This is a genomic window from Streptomyces sp. NPDC003379 (assembly GCF_053589195.1).
Map to the genome: position 1 here is coordinate 199,251 of NZ_JBSFRK010000003.1, position 18,467 is coordinate 217,717.

The following is an 18,467-nucleotide window of genomic DNA, read 5'->3' on the forward strand; positions in this document are numbered from 1 at the left end:
GGGAAGAGGTACGACCGTGAGTTCGCACGACGGCACCGAAGTATCCGGGAACGACATCGCCATCGTCGGCATGGCCGGGCGCTTCCCGGGCGCCGACAGCGTGGCGGAATTCTGGGAGCTGCTGCGGACGGGCCGCGAGGGCATCGCCCGGTTCAGCGACGACGAGCTGGCCGAGGCTGGCGTCCCGGCGGCGCTGCGCGCGGACCCCGCGTACGTCAAGGCGCACGGCGTCCTGCCCGACGTCGACCTCTTCGACACCGGCTTCTTCGAGTTCACCCCCGCCGAGGCGGAGGTCATCGACCCGCAGCAGCGCCTCTTCCTGCAGAGCTGCCACACCGCGCTGGAGGACGCCGGATACGACCCGCGCCGCTACGACGGACTGATCAGCGTCTACGGCGGCGCCGCGATCAACACCTACCTCCAGCAGAACGTGCTGCCCCGCATCGACCAGACCACCACCTCCGAGCACTTCAGGGTGATGGTCGGCAACGACAAGGACTTCCTGGCCACCCGCGTCAGCTACAAACTCGACCTGCGCGGCCCCAGCTACAGCGTCCAGACGGCCTGCTCGACCTCCCTGGTGGCCATCCACCTCGCCTGCCAGGGGCTGATCAACGGCGAGTGCGACATGGCGCTCGCGGGCGGCGTCACGGTCAAGCTGCCGCAGACGCGCGGCTATCTGTACGAGGAGGGCGCGATCCTCTCCCCGGACGGGCGGGTCCGCACCTTCGACGCGGACGCAGGCGGCACCGTACTGGGCAACGGCGTCGGCATCGTCGTCCTCAAGCTCCTGGACGACGCCCTCGACGCCGGGGACACCATCCACGCCGTGATCAAGGGCACCGCGACCAACAACGACGGCTCACTCAAGGTCAGTTACGCCGCCCCCGGCAAGGAGGGCCAGGCGGCCGTCATCGCCGAGGCCCACGCCGTGTCCGGCACGGAACCGGACACCGTCTCGTACGTCGAGGCGCACGGCACCGCCACCCGCCTCGGCGACCCGGTGGAGGTCTCCGCGCTCACCGACGCGTTCCGCCGCGGCACGCCGGAGACCGGATTCTGCGCGATCGGCTCGCTCAAGTCCAACGTCGGCCACCTGGACGCCGCCGCCGGTGTGGCCGGGGTGATCAAGACCGCGCTGATGCTGCGCCACCGCTCCCTGGTGCCCACGCTCCACTTCGAACGGCCCAACCCGGCCATCGACTTCGCCGCGACGCCGTTCTACGTCAACACCGAGACCAGGCCCTGGACCGGCGAGGGACCGCTGCGGGCCGGGGTGAGCTCCTTCGGCATCGGCGGGACCAACGCGCACGCGATCCTGGAGGAGGCCCCGCGCCAGGAGCCGTCCGGCCCCTCCGCGCGGGACGAGCAGCTGCTCGTACTCTCCGCGAAGACCCGCACGGCCCTGGAGACCCTCACCGACGACCTCGCCGACCACCTCGACCGCGACCCCGGCACGGACCTCGCCGACACCGCGTACACCCTCGCGATGGGCCGCCGGGCCCACCGCCACCGCCGGGCCGTGATCTGCGCCGACCGCGCCGAGGCCGTCCGCGCCCTGCGGGAGCGCACCGAGCCCGGCTGCGCCACCGGCGACGGCGAAGCCACGGGCGAACAGCGGACGTTCACGCCCGACGCCGGGCTGTCGGGGCGCGCGCTCCTGGACGCCGTGCGCACCGCCTGGCTCGACGGGGCGGACGTGGACTGGGCACGGTTCTACGCGGACGAGCGCCGCCGCCGCGTCCCGCTGCCCACCTACCCTTTCGAAGGCCGACGGGTCTGGCTCGACCCCGCCGCCGACCCCGAGGACGCCGGTGAGGGTACGCCCGAGCCCCTGCACCCGCTTCTCGGCGCCAACGTCTCCACGCTGGCCGAGCACCGCTACGCCACCACCTTGACGGGCGACGAGTTCTACCTCGCCGATCACCGCGTCGCGGGCGAGCCCATCATGCCCGCCGTCGGCCATCTGGAGATGGCCCGCGCCGCCGGAGCACTGTCCCTGCCCGCGACCGCGCCGACCGGCCCCGCCCTGAGCAGGATCTCCTTCGAGCGCCCGCTGTCGTTCGCCCAGGGGCCGCGTACGGTGCACATCCGGCTGTCCCCGCACGGCGACGGCGCGCGCTTCACGATCGCCGCCCCCCAGGACGGAGCCACGGGCGAGCCCGAGGTCTTCGCGCGCGGTGAACTCGCGGTCCCCGGCCCGGGTGAGGCCCCCGCCCCCGTCGACCCGGCCGCACTCGCCGAGCGCTGCCCGGAACGCCTCGCCGCACCCGAACTGTACGAACTGCTGCGGGCGCGCGGCCTCCACTACGGCCCGGCCATGCGGTCCCTGCGCGAACTGCGGCGCGGCGAGGACCAGGCCCTCGGCGTCCTCGAACTGCCCGAGGCCGCCTTCCCGGAGACCGGCCAGGACGACGCCTCCGCCTTCGTCCTGCACCCCTCGCTGCTCGACGGCGCCCTGCACGCCGTGGTCGGCCTGCTCGCCGCCCGCGAGGACGACGCCACCACATATCTTCCGCTGGCCCTCGGCAGGCTGGAGGTCTTCGCGCCCCTGCCCCGGCACTGCCTCGTACACGTCACCCTGCCCGCGCACGGCACGGGGGAGAAGCAGACCAAGGCGGACGTCGCGGTCCTCGACACCGAGGGGCGGCTGCTCGCCAGGCTCCGCGAACTGTCCGTCCGTACGTTGCGTGCGGACCGCGCGCAGCCCGGGACCGCCCTGTTCGCCGCCGCCTGGCACACGGCGGAAACGACACCGGCGCCCCTCCCCGCCGGGCCGCTGCTGCTCCTCGCCCACGACCCCGCCCAGCGCACCGAGCTGACCGAGGCCCTGCGCGCCGCCGGTGCCACGGACCCCGCCGTCGTCCTCGTCACCCCCGGCGAGGAGTTCGCGCCGCTGGACGGCCGCCACTACACCGTCGACCCGTCCCGCAAGGCCGACTTCGCCGCGCTCCTGGACCACCTCGCGGAGGCCGACCTCACGCCCACCGCCGTCCTGCACACCTGGTGCGCCGACAGCGATCCCGCACATTCCCTCGAACCCGCGTCGGACACCCTCGGCCCGCGCGCGGTGTTCGCGCTCACCAAGGCGCTCGTCGAACGCCCCGGCGGCCACCGCACCGCCCTCCTCGTCGCCCACCGCACCGACGCGGACGGCGCCCGCCCCGCCGAGGCGGCCCTCGCGGGCTTCGCCCGCAGCACCGCGCTGGAGAACCCGCGCCTGACCCACCGTCTGATCGGCGTCGACGCGGACACCCCGGCCCTGCCCACACTCGTCGCCGAACTGGCCCACCTGCACGACGGGCGGACCGAGACACGGCACAGCGGCGGCGTCCGGCGCGTACGCCGCCACCGGCGCCTCGAAACGGCCCCCGTCGAAGCACCGCTGCTCAAGGACGGTGGCGCCTGCCTGATCACCGGCGGCGCCGGCCGCCTCGGCCTCACCATGGCCGAGCACATCGCCGCACAGGCCGCCGCCCCGCTCGTCCTCATCGGCAGGAACGAACCGGGGCCGGACGCCGAGCGGCGCATCGAGGCGCTCCGCACGGCCGGGCACGACGTGACCTTCCGGCGCGCGGACGTCACCGACGAGGACGCCCTGCGCGACCTGCTCGACGCCGTACGCGCCGACCACGGAGCGATACGAGGCGTGGTGCACGCCGCCGGCACGCTGCGCGACGCATATCTGCTGCACAAGAGCTGGGAGGAGTTCACCGACGTCGTACGCCCCAAGGCGCACGGCGCGCTCCACCTCGACCGGCTCACCGCCGACGACCCCCTGGACTTCTTCGTCTGCTTCTCGTCCATCGCCGCCGCCTTCGGCAACGCGGGCCAGAGCGACTACGCGTACGCCAACGCCTTCCTCGACGCCTTCGCCGAACGCCGACAGGCGCAGGTCGCCGCGGGCCGCCGCTCGGGCCGCACACTCTCCCTCGGCTGGCCGCTCTGGCTCGACGGCGGGATGCGCCAGGACGAGAACGCCGTCCGGGCGCTGCGCCACCGCCTCGGCCTCGCCCCGATGGCCACGGCCGCCGGCCTCGCGGCCTTCGACGAGGCGCTGCGCCAGGACGGCGGCGCGCTCCTCGTCGGCCACGGCGACCCGGAACGCGTCGCGGCGGCGCTCGAACCGAGCCCGGTACGCCCCGGTCGGCAGCCACAGCCGTCCGCGGCCGGGGCCGCGCTGTCCGAGGCGGAGCTGACCGAGTGGACGGGCACCTTCCTGCGCGATCTGCTCGCCGAGCGGACCAAACTCGACGCGGCGGAGCTCGACCTGCGGGTGCCGTTCGACCGGTACGGCATCGACTCGCTGGTCATCACCCAGCTCAACGCGGAGCTGGAACGGCACTTCGACGACCTGCCCAAGACCCTGTTCTTCGAGTACGCGACGCTGGAGGAGCTGGCGGGCTACTTCGTCGCGGAGCACCGTGACCGCCTGGGTGAACTGGCGGGTGCGGCGGGCCGCGAGGCCGTGGCCGAAGCCGAGCCTCGCGCCACCGCGGTGGTGGCGGACGTACGCGCGGACCGCGAGCCCGCACCCGCCCGTCCCGACGACGACGGCGCGGTCGCCGTCATCGGGCTCACCGGCCGCTACCCCATGGCCGACGACATCGACGAGTTCTGGGAGAACCTCGCCGCGGGACGCGACTGCGTCACGGAGATCCCCGCCGACCGCTGGGACCACGACCGCTACTTCGACCCGGACCCGGCCGCCCGCGGCCGCGCCTCCTCCAAGTGGGGCGGCTTCCTGCGCGACGTGGACCGCTTCGACCCGCTGTTCTTCGGCATCTCCCCGCGCGAGGCCGAGCTGATGGACCCGCAGGAGCGGCTGTTCCTGCAGAACGCGTGGCACGTGCTGGAGGACGCCGGCTACCGCAGGGACGAGCTGTCCGGGCGCGCCGTGGGCGTCTTCGTCGGTGTGATGTACGGCGAGTACCAGCTCTACGGCGCGGCCGACGCCGAGCGCGGCGGCATCCGCGTCACCGGCTCGTCGTTCGCCTCGATCGCCAACCGCGTCTCGTACACCCTGGGACTGAACGGGCCGAGCATCGCGCTCGACACCATGTGCTCGTCCTCCCTGACCGCCATCCACCTGGCCTGCGAGAGCCTGCGCGGCGCGGAGAGCGAGGTGGCCATCGCGGGCGGTGTGAACCTCTCCCTGCACCCGTACAAGTACGTCTTCCTCAGCCAGGGCAGATTCGTCTCCGCCGACGGCCGGTGCCGTGCCTTCGGCGCCGGGGGCACCGGCTACGTCCCCGGCGAGGGCGTCGGCGCGGTCCTGCTCAAGCCGCTGGCCGCGGCCGTGCGCGACGGCGACCACATCTACGGCGTGATCCGCGGACACGCCGTCAACCACGGCGGCCGTACGAACGGCTACACCGTGCCCAGCCCGCACGCGCAGGCCGACTCCGTGCGCCGTGCCCTGCGCGGCGCGGGCCTCGGCCCGGCGGACATCGGCTACGTGGAGGCGCACGGCACCGGCACCTCGCTCGGCGACCCCATCGAGATCGCCGGCCTCGCCAAGGTCTACGGCTCCGCGAGGGCGGACGGCGGACGGTGGCCCATCGGCTCGGTCAAGTCGAACATCGGCCACCTGGAATCGGCGGCCGGTATCGCCGGACTCACCAAGGTGCTGCTGCAGTTCAAGCACCGGCGGCTGGCCCCCTCGCTGCACGCCGATGAGCTGAACCCGAACATCGACTTCGGCCGGGCCCCGTTCGCGGTGCAGCGGGAGGCGGCCGACTGGCCCGCACCCGCCGGTGACTCCGGTCGGGCGCCCCGCCGCGCCGGGCTCAGCTCCTTCGGCGCGGGCGGCTCCAACGCCCACCTGGTCCTTGAGGAGTACCCGGAAGGGCCCGAACGCCCCGAGGCGCCCGTGGCCGCCCAGCACTTCGCCCGGCCGCTGGTGTTCCCGCTCTCCGCGCGGGACCCGGAACGCCTGCGCGAGTACGCGGGCCGCCTCGCCGACTTCGCCGAACGCGACCATGTACGCGCCGTGGACCTCGCCCACACGCTGCAACACGGCCGCGAGGTGATGGAGCGGCGCCTCGCGGTCGTCGCCGAGGACGGCGCCACCCTCGTACGGGCACTGCGCGCCCACCGGAGCGGCACACCGTGCCCGGAACTCGTGTCGGGCGATGACGCCCGGCCCGCGCCCATGAACGACCCCGCCTTCGCCCTCGCCGCGCGGTGGACACGCGACGGCACGGCCGACTGGGAGGAGCTCCCCGTCGACGCGGGCGCCCCGCCGCGCCGCATACCCGCGCCGCACTACCCGTTCGCCCGCGAGCGCTACTGGGTGCCCGCCGCCGACCGGCAGGACAGCCCGGTGGCCGCTCCCGTCCGACCGCACCCGCTCCTCGACGCCAACGAGTCCACCCTCGACGAGATCCGCTACCGCAGGACCCTCCTGCCCGACGAGCCCCTCGTACGCGACCACCTCATCGAAGGCCGTGCACTGCTGGCCGGGGCGGCCTGCCTGGAGATGGCACGGGCCGCGGCCGCGCTGGCCGGACTCGACGGCGCGCTCCAACTCCGGGACGTGCTGTGGGGGCGGCCGGTGGTGGTCGGGGACGAGCGACGCGACGTCTTCGTCAGCCTGGCCCGTACGAGCGAGCGAGGCGGCCGGGGCGATGAACTGGCGTTCACCGTATGGACGTCGGACGGCACGGAACGCACCGTCCACGTGCGCGGCACCGTGTCCGCGCCCCCCGCCGGGCACCCCGGACCCGCCGCCACCGTCGATCTCGACGCGCTGCGCGCGAACTGCTCCCAGCGCCGGGACGGCGCCGCCGTGCAACGCGCCTACCGGTCCGCCCGCTTCGCGTACGGTCCGGCCTTCGACGTCATCGACGAGGTCCACTTCGGAGACGGCGGCGCACTCGTCGGCCTCACCCTGCCCGAGCCGGACTCCGCCGGGAACGGTGCGACGGAACTTCTCCCCCCGGCGCTGCTCGACGGCGCGCTGCGCGCCTGCCACTGGGCCGACCGGCCGGGTCCGGAGGAGAGCCACGACCTCGCCGTGCCGTTCAGCCTCGGCACGCTGCACATCCTGACCCCGCTCGGTCGGCTGCCCCGCAGGTGCTACGCCCACGCCGTCCCCGCCCGCCACGCCGACGCGGCGAGCGGCCTGCGCCAGTTCGACGTACGCGTCCTCGACGCGTCCGGGACCGAACTGGTCCGCATCGAGAACTTCGGCGGCCGCCACCTCGCGGCCGCGCCGCAGGAACAGCCGACGCAAGCGACGGCACCGGCTGACGAGGAGACCCGGGGGACCCCCTTCTTCTACGAACAGGTCTGGCAGGACCAGGACCTCGCGCCGGACGCCGCCGTCGCCGCCGACGCCGTGCTCGTCCTCGGGGACGGCGGTGAGACCGCACGGAGCCTGGCCGCGCCGGCCGGCGGACGGCGCGTCATCGACGTACGGGCCGCTACGGAGTTCCGACACGCCGGGCCCGACCGGTACGCCGTCGACCCCACCCGCCCGGCCGACTTCGAACGGCTCCTGACAGACCTTCGGAACGACGGCGTCCGCTCGCTGGACGTCGTCCACCTGTGGGGCCTGACGACCACGCCGGTCGCCTACGGACGCGAAGGCGCGTCCCACGAGGCGCAGGCCGCCCTCGACGGAGCCTTCGCGCGCGGGCTGCACTCCCTGCGCTCCCTCGTCCTCGCGCTCGACACCGTACGGCTCACCGGGCGGACGCGCTGCGCGTACGTCCTGTCCGAGTCGCGGCACGGGCCGCGCCCCGACCAGGAAGCCGTCGCGGGCTTCGCGCTCTCCGTCACCGGGGTGCTGCCGCGCTTCGAGCTGTCCACCGTGGTCTGCGCGGACGGGCTCGCCGACGGGCCCACGCTGCCGGGGCTGCTGGCCGCCGAACTGGCGCAGGGCGGCAGGTCGGCAGGCACGGAGGTGCGCCACTCGGCGGCGGGCCGCCAGATCCGCGTCCTGCGCCGGACGGACAGGACGGCCGACCGCGCGACCCCGCTCAAGCGGCACGGCACCTACCTCCTCACCGGCGGGACCGGCGGCATCGGCCTGGAGCTTGCCCGCCACCTGGCATCGACGCACCGGGCCAGGCTCGTGCTGGTCAGCCGCTCGGCCGACCGGCCCGAGGCACGCACGGCCGCGGACGAGCTGGTGGCGCTCGGCGGCGAAGTGCTGCTCGTGGCCGCCGACACCGCCGACGCGCGCGGCATGCGGTCCGCGGTGACGCGCGCCAAGGAACGCTTCGGGCACCTCGACGGCGTCTTCCACCTCGCGGGCGCCGCCGACCGGCGCTCGGTGCTCGAAGCGGACGCCGCCCGCTTCACCGAACTGCTCGCGGCCAAGGCCCACGGGGTCCGGCTGCTTGACGCGCTCACCGCCGACGAACCGCTCGACCTGTTCGTGGTGTTCTCCTCCATCGCCTCGGTCGTCGGGGACTTCGGCGCCTGCGCGTACGCCGCCGCCAACCGCTTCCTGGACTCCTACGCGGCACAGCGCGACGCCCGGGTGCGCGAGGGCGGCGCGGCGGGCCGTACCCTTTCGCTCGCCTGGCCGCTGTGGCGGATCGGCGGCGTGGACGCCCTGATGGGCGAGGAGGAACGCGCCGGGTACCGACGCCGCACCGGCATGCGGGAGTTCACCGGCGAGGAAGGCGTGCGCGCCCTGGACCTCGCCTGGCACACCGGCCTGACCCGGATGGTCCCGGCGATCGGCGACCCCGGGGCCGTCGACCTGGCGCTGGCCCCGCGCACCGGCGGCGCCGTGTCAGTCTCCGGGGCCCGTACGGAGAACACCGGTCCAGTCGCTGCCACACCGCCCCCGGCGCTGCTCGGCCGGGTGCGGGACCACGTACGAGGCATGCTCTCCGACGTGCTCGGCCTGGCGGCGGAGCGCATCGACGACCACACCGCCCTGGACGCCTACGGCCTCGACTCCGTCCTGGTCATGGAGGTCGACGAACACCTCGACCGGGACTTCCCCGGCGCGCGCGGAACCCTGCTCTTCGAGTACCGCACGGTGCACGAACTCGCGCAGCACCTGCTGCGTGAACACGGGGACGCGATACGGGTGCTGTTCCCCGCCGCACCACAGGCCGCCCCGACGGACGCCGTGCGCGTCGCGGCGTCCGTCGAGGAGCGGCCGACCGCCCCGCCCCGGCCCGCCCGCGAACCCGCCGCCACCGACGACGACATCGCCGTCATCGGCATCAGCGGCCGCTACCCGCACGCCCGCGACCTGACGGAGTTCTGGCAGAACCTGCGCCGGGGCCACGACGCGGTCACCGAGGTGCCGCGCGAGCGCTGGGACGCCGACGCCCACTTCGACGGCGACCACGCGACGCCCGGCGCCAGCTACGGCAGGTGGGGCGGATTCCTGGCGGACGTGGACGCCTTCGACTCGCTGTTCTTCCGCATCCCGCCGTCCCAGGCCAAGCTGATGGACCCCCAGGAGCGGCTCTTCCTGGAGGCCGCCTGGTCGGCGCTGGAGAACGCGGGCTACCCGCCGTCCCGCCTGCCGCGCCCCCGCTACGGCGGCCAGGGCCGCGACGTCGGGGTCTTCGCCGGCGTCATGTGGGGCGACTACGCCCAGCTCGCAGCCGAGGAGGCGGCCAAGGGCAACCACCACACGGTCCTCGCCAACCGCTCCGCGATCGCCAACCAGGTCTCCTACTTCGGTGACTTCCGCGGCCCCAGCGTGGTCGTGGACACGGCGTGCTCGGCGTCCCTGGTCGCCCTCCACCAGGCGTGCGAGAGCGTGCGCGGGGGCGAGTGCCGCTACGCCCTGGCGGGCGGCGTCAACGTATCCGTACACCCCTCGAAGTACGCCCACCTGAGCCGGATGCGGATGCTCTCCACCGACGGGCACTGCCGGTCCTTCGGGGCCGGCGGCAACGGCTATGTGCCGGGCGAGGGCGTCGGCGCCGTGCTGCTCAAGCGGCTCTCGGAGGCCGTCGCCGACGGCGACCACATCCACGCCGTGATCAAGGCGACGGCGGTGAACCACGGCGGCCGCACCGGCGGCTACACCGTGCCCAACCCGCAGGCGCAGCAGGCGCTCGTCGAGGAGGCCCTGGACCGGGCGGGCATCGACCCGCGCACCATCGGCTACGTCGAGGCGCACGGCACCGGGACCGCCCTCGGCGACCCGATCGAGCACACCGCCCTGCGGCAGGCCTTCGCCGGGACCCCCCTCGACCCGGGCAGCGTCGCCCTCGGCTCGGTGAAGTCGAACATCGGCCATCTGGAGGGCGCCGCGGGCATCGCCGGGGTGACCAAGGCCGTACTCCAGCTCGCACACGGCGAGTTGGTGCCCTCGCTGCACTCCGAGGAGACCAACCCGATCATCGACTTCACCCGGTCGCCGTTCCGTGTGCAGCGCGAACTCGCCGCCTGGCCACGGCCCGTCACCGAGGACGACGGAAGGCCCGTGGAGCACCCCCGGCGGGCGAGCGTCAGCTCGTTCGGCGCGGGCGGCACCAACGCGCACGTCATCCTGGAGGAGTACCGCGCCCCCACGGACCGGCCCACGCCGCCCGCCGCCGGTCCCGAGCTGATGGTGCTCTCGGCACGCGGCCCCGAGCGGCTGCGCGCGTACGCCGCCGAACTCACCGCCCACCTGCGCCGCGAGCGGCCCGGCCTCGCCGACGTGGGCCTCGCGGACGTGGGTCACACCCTGCGGGCCGGGCGGGAGGCACTGCCCGAGCGCCTCGCCTTCCTGGCGTCCGACCTCACGGACGCCGCCGACAAGTTCGCGGCGTTCGCCGCCGGGGACGCGGGCCCCTGGGCGATCCTCGGCAACGCCGAACAGCACACCGCGCTCGCGGACGTCTTCACCGAAGGGGCGGGCCCCGACTTCCTGCGCACCCTGGCCGCCGACGGCGACCCCACCCGGCTCGCCCGGCTCTGGGTCTCCGGTGCCTTCTCCGAGTGGACGGCCCTTGACGCGCGTACGTCCGCCACGTGCCGGACAGTACCGCTGCCCGGTTATCCCTTCGAGAGGCCCCGGCACTGGCTGCCGGTCACCCGCACCGCGGCTGCCGCCGCACCGTCGGCGCCGCGCACGTCGGCTCTCGCTCTCGCCGCCACCGATCCGGTCGTACGCGACCACGTCGTCGGAGGGAGCCCGGTGCTGCCCGGCGTGGGCCACCTGGATCTGATCGTCCGCGCCCTGGGCGAGGGCGCGGTGCGCGGCTTCCAGGACGTCCGCTGGACAGCACCGCTCCAGGTCCCGGACGGCGGCACCAAGGTCACCCTCACGACCCGCCCCGAGCAGCACACCGCCCGGCACGGCGGCCCGGCACTCGACTACCGGCTCACCGACGCCGCCAGCGGCGACGACACCGTGTACTCGCTCGGCCAGGTCCTCGGCACCGCACCGGACCGCCCCGAACCCCTGGCGATCGACGAGATCAAGGCGGAGTGCACGCGCCAGGTGACTCACGAGGAGCTCTACGAGGGGCTGCGGCGGCGCGGCCTGCCCTACGGCCCCCACTACCGGCGCGTCGCGCGCGCCTGGACCGGCGAGCGGACGGCGCTCGCCCGGCTGCGCCGACCGGAGCAGCGGCCCGGCGACGCGGGGACCCGCCCCGGCCCGCTCGACCCGGGCACGCTGGACGCCGCACTGCACCCGCTGGACCTGCTGCTCGCCGGGAGGGTGGACGTGGGCGCCCGGCCGCTCCTGCCGTTCGCCGCGGACCGGGTCGAACTGCACGCCCCGGTGCCCGCCGACGGCTGGTCCCACGTCCGTGACCTGGGATCCCACCGATTCGACGTGACCATCACCGACGACGAGGGCCACGTCTGCGTACGGATCACAGGTCTGGCCCTGCGGGAGCTGAAGGCGGCGCCCGGCATCGACTACCGGCCCCGCTGGGCGGTCGCGCCCCCGCCCACCCCACGGGAGAACACCACCGCACCCCGAGCGATCCTGACGGTCGCCCCGCCGGAGGCCGCGCACCTGACGGACGCGCTGGAGGCGGCCCACCCGGACACACAGCACGTACGCCTGGACATCGGAGCCGGCGGCCTCGGCGAGCGGGAGGTGGACGAGGCCCTGGCCCGCGCCCCGCACATCGACCTCGTGTACTTCCTCGGAGTCGGCGGCCCCGATGAACCTCCGCGGAGCGCGGCGGAATTGAGCGAGGCCCAGGACCGGGGCGTCGTCTCCCTGTACCGCCTGGCGCGGGGCCTGGACCGCGCGGGAATGCTCGACCGGCCCCTGAGCCTCAAGGTGCTCACCGCCGACGGGCTGCCGCTCGGCGAGGGCGACCGGGTGCGTCCCGCGGCCGCCGGACTCATCGGCTTCTGCGAGGTCGCGGCCAAGGAGTTCCCCCAGCTGACCACGGCCTGCCTGGACGTGCGGGGGAGTGAACTCGCCGACGTGGTACCGCCGTTGCTGGCCGAGCCTGAGCAGGCCAAGGTCCGCCCGGTGTCCCTGCGCGGTGGCGTACGACGCGTGCGCCGCCTCGAAGAGGTGGAACTGCCCGCCGCCCCGACCCGCTTCCGCGAGCGCGGGGTGTACCTCGTCATCGGCGGCCTCGGGGTGCTCGGCCGGGACACCGCCCGGTACCTGGCCCGCACCTACCGGGCCCGCCTCGTCCTGATCGGGCGCGGCGCCCCGGACGAGCGGCGCCGCGCCGACCTCGCGGCGCTGGAACAGCTGGGCGCCGAGGTGCTGTACGTACCGTGCGACGCCACCGACCCGGCGGCGCTGCGGCGCGTCGTCGACGAGGCCAAGGACCGCTTCGGCGCGCTGCACGGCGTGATCCACTCCGCGATGGTGCTGATCGACAAGCCCATCAGGGACCTCGCCGAAGCGGAGCTGCGCAGCGCTCTGGAGGCCAAGGCCGCCACGGTGTGGAGCATGTTCCACGCGCTGCGCGGCGAACAGCTGGACTTCGCGCTGCTCTACTCCTCCGCGGTCACGCTGGAGGGCAACCACGGCCAGGCCGGATACGCGGCGGGCTGCCATGTCGCCGACGCCTGGGCCCTCGGCGCGGCACACACCGCGCCCTACCCCGTCCGGGTCGTCAACTGGGGCTACTGGCACGCGGCGGGCGACGCCCACCGGGAGCGCGTCCTGAGCCGCCTCTCCGCCGTCGGTATCCGGCCGATCAGCGCCGAGGAGGGCATGGCAGCCGTCGAGCGGGTCCTGTCGGGTGAGCTGCCGCAGGCGCTGGTGGTCAAGGCCGAGCCGGGCATCCTCGCCGGCCTCGGCGTCGACCCGCACACCGTGCTGCGTCCGCAGCCGCGGCAGCGTCCCGCGGCGGCCGCGCTGGCGGTGCCGCCTTCCGGGCGGGGCGTCAGCACGTCGTACCCGGGGACCGAGAATGCCTCCGCGGAGACCGAGCGGCTCGCCCGGCGGCTCCTGGTCGGCGTCATGCGGACCATGGGCGTCCTGCACCGGCCCGGCGAGCGGCACACCCGCGACGGCCTCCGCACCCGCCTCGGCGTCGCCGCCGGTCAGGAGCGGCTGCTCGACCTGCTGGTCGATGTCCTCTCGCGCGGCGGGTATCTCCGCACGGAGAACGACCAGTTGGTGACCACGGACCGCATCGACGACGCCGAGCTGCGGCGCTGCGTCGAGCAACCCGCTGAAGTGGTACGTGAACTGACGGGACGGCACCTGGAGTCGGGCCCGGTGACCGCCCTCCTGCTCCGCTGCCTCGACGCGCTGCCCGACGTCCTGACCGGCAGGCGCGGCCACATGGACGTGCTCTTCCCCGGCGGCTCCTTCGACCTCGTGGGGGCCGTCTACGCGGGCGACCCCGTCACCGACCGGTGCAACGACCAGGTCGCCGACACCGTGCTGCGGTACGTGGAGGAGCGCCTGCGCAGCCGCCCCGGGGACCGCGTCCGCGTCCTGGAAGTCGGCGCGGGCACCGGCGGAACCAGCGCGCGCGTTCTGCGCGGGATCGCCGAAGCGGGCCACGGCGGCCACGTCGAGTACGTCTACACCGACGTCTCCGACGGATTCGTGCGGCACGGCCGCAAGCGCTTCGGCGCCGACCACCCGTTCGCCGACTTCCGCGTGCTGGACATCGAACGCGACCCCCAGGAGCAGCACATCGAGCCCGGCGGCTACGACCTGGTGCTCGGCACCAACGTGTTCCACGCGACCGGCAGCATCGACCGCACCCTGGCGCACACCAAGCAACTGCTCCGCATGAACGGCCTGTTGATCGTCAACGAAGGAGTCGAGCTGCGCGATCAGATGTCGCTCATCTTCGGCCTCGCCACCGGCTGGTGGCTCTTCGAGGACGCGGAGTACCGGCTGCCGAGGTCACCGCTGCTCGCCAGCGCCGCCTGGCGCGACGTACTGGCCCAGAACGGCTTCCGCAAGGTCGTGGCGCATCCGAGCCCGGACGGCGGTACGTACCAGTGCGTGCTGGTCGCGGAGAGCGACGGCCTGGTTCCCGTGTCCACGACCGTGCCCGTGCCCGCGTCCGTGCCCGCGTCCGCGACCTCATCGGCGGCGGAACCGGCGGGTGCCGAGGAACGCCGGGTCAAGGCGGTCTTCGCCCGCGTTCTCGAGATGCCCGAGGAACTCCTCGACTCGAAGGCCACCTTCGAGAACTACGGGGTCGACTCGCTGGTCGTCCTGAGCCTCACCAAGGAGCTGGAGCAGGAGTACGGGCCGCTCCCATCGACCCTGCTGTTCGAGCACATCACCATCGAACGCCTCGCCCGCCACCTCGCCACCCGGCACACCGACAGGGACGCAGAGGCCGAGGCGGCCGCCGAGGAACCGGCGACCGGGCTGGAGCAGATCGTCGACCGCCTCTCCGACGCGGAGGTCGACCGCCTGCTCCACCAGCTGAGCACCGTTCTCCAAGACCAGGAGGAGCAGCGATGACCACCCCCTTCAGCGCCGTCCTGATCGGCGAGGAGCCACTCCTCGCCGAGTGCGGGGAGCACCTCCTGACGCGGGGCCACCAGGTGACCGCCGTGGTCGCCGCCGACCCGGGACTGCGCCGCTGGGCGGCGGGGCACGGCCTCACCGTGGTCGAACCCGGCCGTGACCTCGCGCGACGACTGCGACCGCTGCGCTTCGCGTACCTGTTCAGCGTCACCAACCTGCGGATGCTGCCCGCCGAGGTCCTGGCGCTGCCCGAGCGGATGCCGGTCAACTTCCACGACGCGCTGCTGCCGCGCCACGCCGGCCTGCACGCCACCAGCTGGGCCGTCCTGGAGGGCGCGACCGAGCACGGCGTGACCTGGCACGTGATGGAGCGGGAGGCGGACACCGGCGATGTGCTCAAGCAGCGGGCCGTGCCGGTCAGGCCGGACGACACCGCGTACACGCTCAACCTCACGTGTTACGAGGCGGCGGCCGACTCCTTCGGCGAGCTGGTCGACGAACTCGCCTCCGGCACGCACACGCGTACCCCGCAGGACCTGACCCGGCGTACGTACCACGGGTTGCACGACGGCCCGCCCCGCGAAGGGCTCTTCTCGTGGCGGCGACCGGCCAGGGAGCTCGACGCGCTGGTGCGGGCCACCACCCTGGGGCCGCACCGCAACGTGTTCGGCCTCGCGCTCCTGGCCCTCGGCGGGCGGCTGTTCGCCGTACGGGGTGCGGAAGTCACCGCGTGCCCTTCGACGAGCCCGCCCGGGACCGTGGTCGCCGTCGACGGCCCGGCCGTGGTCGTCGCCACGACGGACCTCGACGTGCGGCTGACGGAGCTGGTCGACCTGGGCGGCGGACCGTCGGACGCGGGGGCGGCGCAGCTGCGCCCCGGCGACCGGTTCACGGAGCTCGACGACGCCGCCTGCGAGCGGTGGGCCTCCTCCGCCCGCGAGGCGCGCCGCCACGAGACGTACTGGCTGCGGCGGCTCACCGACCGGACGCCCCTAGAGGTGCCCTGGCCCGCTCAGGGCACCCGGGAAACGGACGGCGACGGCACGCCCCCCGGCGCCCGGACGCTCGCGCGAGCCGAGGTCCCGGACCAAATCCTCGCGATGGACCGTCAGGAGGCCACCGCCTGGCTGCTCGCCGCGCTGCTGCTGTTCCTCGCCCGCATGACCGGGGAACACCCCGGCGGCCACGACGTCGGCCTGCGCCTCCCCGCCCGGATGGGTGGCACCGGCCTTCCCGCCCCGCTGCTGCCCGACGTACCCTTCCGCGCCCCCGGGATCCAGGCGGCGGGGCACCCGCTGACCGCGCTCAAGGACGCGGTCGCCCAGCATCTCGCCGACCTGGCCCGGCGCGGCGCCCCGCTCCGTGGTGTGCACCTGCGTGACCCCCGGCTGCGTGAGCGGTCCGCGCTTTCGGGTGCCGCTCTGCCGATCGTGGTGGACCTGAGCGACGGGCGTGGGCCGGCGAGAGTGTCCGACGGGGCCGCACTGACCGTACGGCTCGGCGGGGCCGACGAGCCGCCCCGGAGTGTCTCCTTCGAACCGGCCGACCCCCGCATGGCGGACGCCGCGCACCAACTCGCCGACCGCTTCGGGCAGTTCCTCCGGACCGCCGTCGAACGGCCCGACGAGGACGCCGGTCTGCTGCCGCTCCTGAGCGAGGACGAGAGCCGCCAGGTCCTCGAAGCGTGGAACGACACGGCCGCCGACTACCCCAGCGACCGGTGCGTCCACCAGCTCTTCGCGGAGTGGAGCCGCCGCCGGCCGGACGCGCCCGCCGTCCGGTCCGGCGACACCGTGCTCACCTACGGCGGACTCGACCGCGCGTCGGACCGGATCGCCCACCGCCTCGCCCGCCTCGGCGCGGGCCCCGGCACCCTCGTCGGGGTCTTCCTGAACCGCTCGGCCGACCTGCTCACGGGACTGCTCGGGGTGTTGAAGACGGGCGCGGCGTACGTGCCGCTGGACCCGGTCTATCCGCCCGGCCGGATCCGGCACATGCTCGACGACTCCGGGGCGCTCTTGGTGCTCACCGAGTCCGCGCTGGCCCCCGCGCTGCCCCAGGACTGCCCGGCTCGGGCCGTGGAGATCGACGCGAGCGACGGCGAGGAGCCGGTGGGCGACCGGCCCCCGGAGGCCGCCGGGCCCTTCCCCGACCGGGCGTCCGCGAAGGACCCGGCGTACGTCATCTACACCTCCGGTTCCACCGGCCTGCCCAAGGGCGTACGGATCGGACACCGGGCCCTCACCAACTTCCTGTGCTCCATGGCGAAGGAGCCCGGATTCGGCCGCACGGACACCCTGCTCGCCGTGACCACCGCCTGCTTCGACATCGCGGGCCTGGAGCTGTACCTGCCCCTCGTCACGGGCGGCGAGGTGCACGTCGCCCCGGCCGCCACGGCCGCCGACGGGTTCGCGCTGCGCGAGCTGGTCGAGGCGTACCGGCCCACCGTCATGCAGGCCACCCCGGTCACCTGGCGCATGCTGATCGGCGCGGGCTGGCAGGGTGGCACCGAGCTGACCGTCCTGTGCGGGGGAGAGGCGCTCCCCGACGACCTCGCCGCCGCTCTCGTCCGCCGCGCGGGCCGGGTCTGGAACATGTACGGGCCGACCGAGACGACCATCTGGTCCTCCGTCGACCGGGTGGAGGCCGGACGTCCGGTCACCATCGGCCGCCCGCTGGCCAACACGCGGATGTACGTCCTGGACAAGCGGCTGCGGCCGGTGCCACCTGGCGTCCCCGGCGAGCTGTACATCGGCGGCGACGGGGTGGCCGAGGGCTACCACCGGCGGCCCGAGCTCACCGCGGAGAAGTTCCTCGACGACCCCTTCGCGCCCGGCCGCGTCTACCGCACCGGCGACCTGGTGCGGCAGCTGCCCGACGCACGTCTGGAATACCTGCGCCGCGTCGACAACCAGGTCAAACTGCACGGCTACCGCATCGAGCCCGGCGAGGTGGAGACCGTCCTGCGCGACCACCCCGCGATCGCCCAGGCCGCGGTCGTCGTACGCGAGGACGAAGAGGACGAACCAGGCGGCGGCCGCCTGGTCGCCTACCTCGTGGCCGACGGCGCGCGACAGCCCCCCACGGTCGCCGAACTGCGCGACCACATACGGGCGCGGCTGCCCGAGTACATGGTTCCCGGAACCGTCGTGGCGCTTCCCGCGCTGCCGCTGACACCGAACGGCAAGCTCGACCGCAAGGCGCTGCCCGCGCCCCACAGCGCGGCGGCCCTCGCCGGGCAGGCCGGGGACGCGGTTCCGCAGGGCGCGCTGGAGCGGCGGATCGCCGCGATCTGGGAGAGCGCGCTCGGCCTGGAGGGAGTCGCCGTCGACGTCAACTTCTTCGACGCCGGAGGCGATTCGCTGCGGCTGACGCATGTCGTCGCGCGGCTCAGGGCGGAGCTGCGCCCCTCGCTGAGCCGTCTCGACATGTTCCGTCACCCGACGGTCCGGGCGATGGCCCGCCACCTCGCCGACGACGGGACGGCGGCCGGGCAGCCGGCGCCATCGTCGCCGACGCACGGGCGGCAGCCGTCGGGCCGCGACAGGTCCCTGCTCGGAGCGCGCCGACGGAGGTCCGGCGCCGAACGCTGAGCCCGCCAGTGGCCGGGCAGCCGGCACAT

At 74.4% G+C, this 18,467-nt stretch carries 2 protein-coding genes; both read left to right on the forward strand.

What is annotated here, in order from left to right:
• Nucleotides 1-16 precede the first annotated feature (16 nt).
• Nucleotides 17-14,839 (forward strand): SDR family NAD(P)-dependent oxidoreductase, encoded by a 14,823-nt coding sequence (locus ACWDVB_RS04620; protein WP_451513914.1) that lies wholly within the window; start codon nucleotides 17-19, stop codon nucleotides 14,837-14,839.
• Entirely contained in the window at nucleotides 14,836-18,438 is a 3,603-nt protein-coding gene (locus ACWDVB_RS04625) for an amino acid adenylation domain-containing protein (protein ID WP_451513913.1), read from the forward strand. Before ACWDVB_RS04620 ends, ACWDVB_RS04625 begins: the two co-directional genes overlap by 4 nt.
• Nucleotides 18,439-18,467 lie beyond the last annotated feature (29 nt).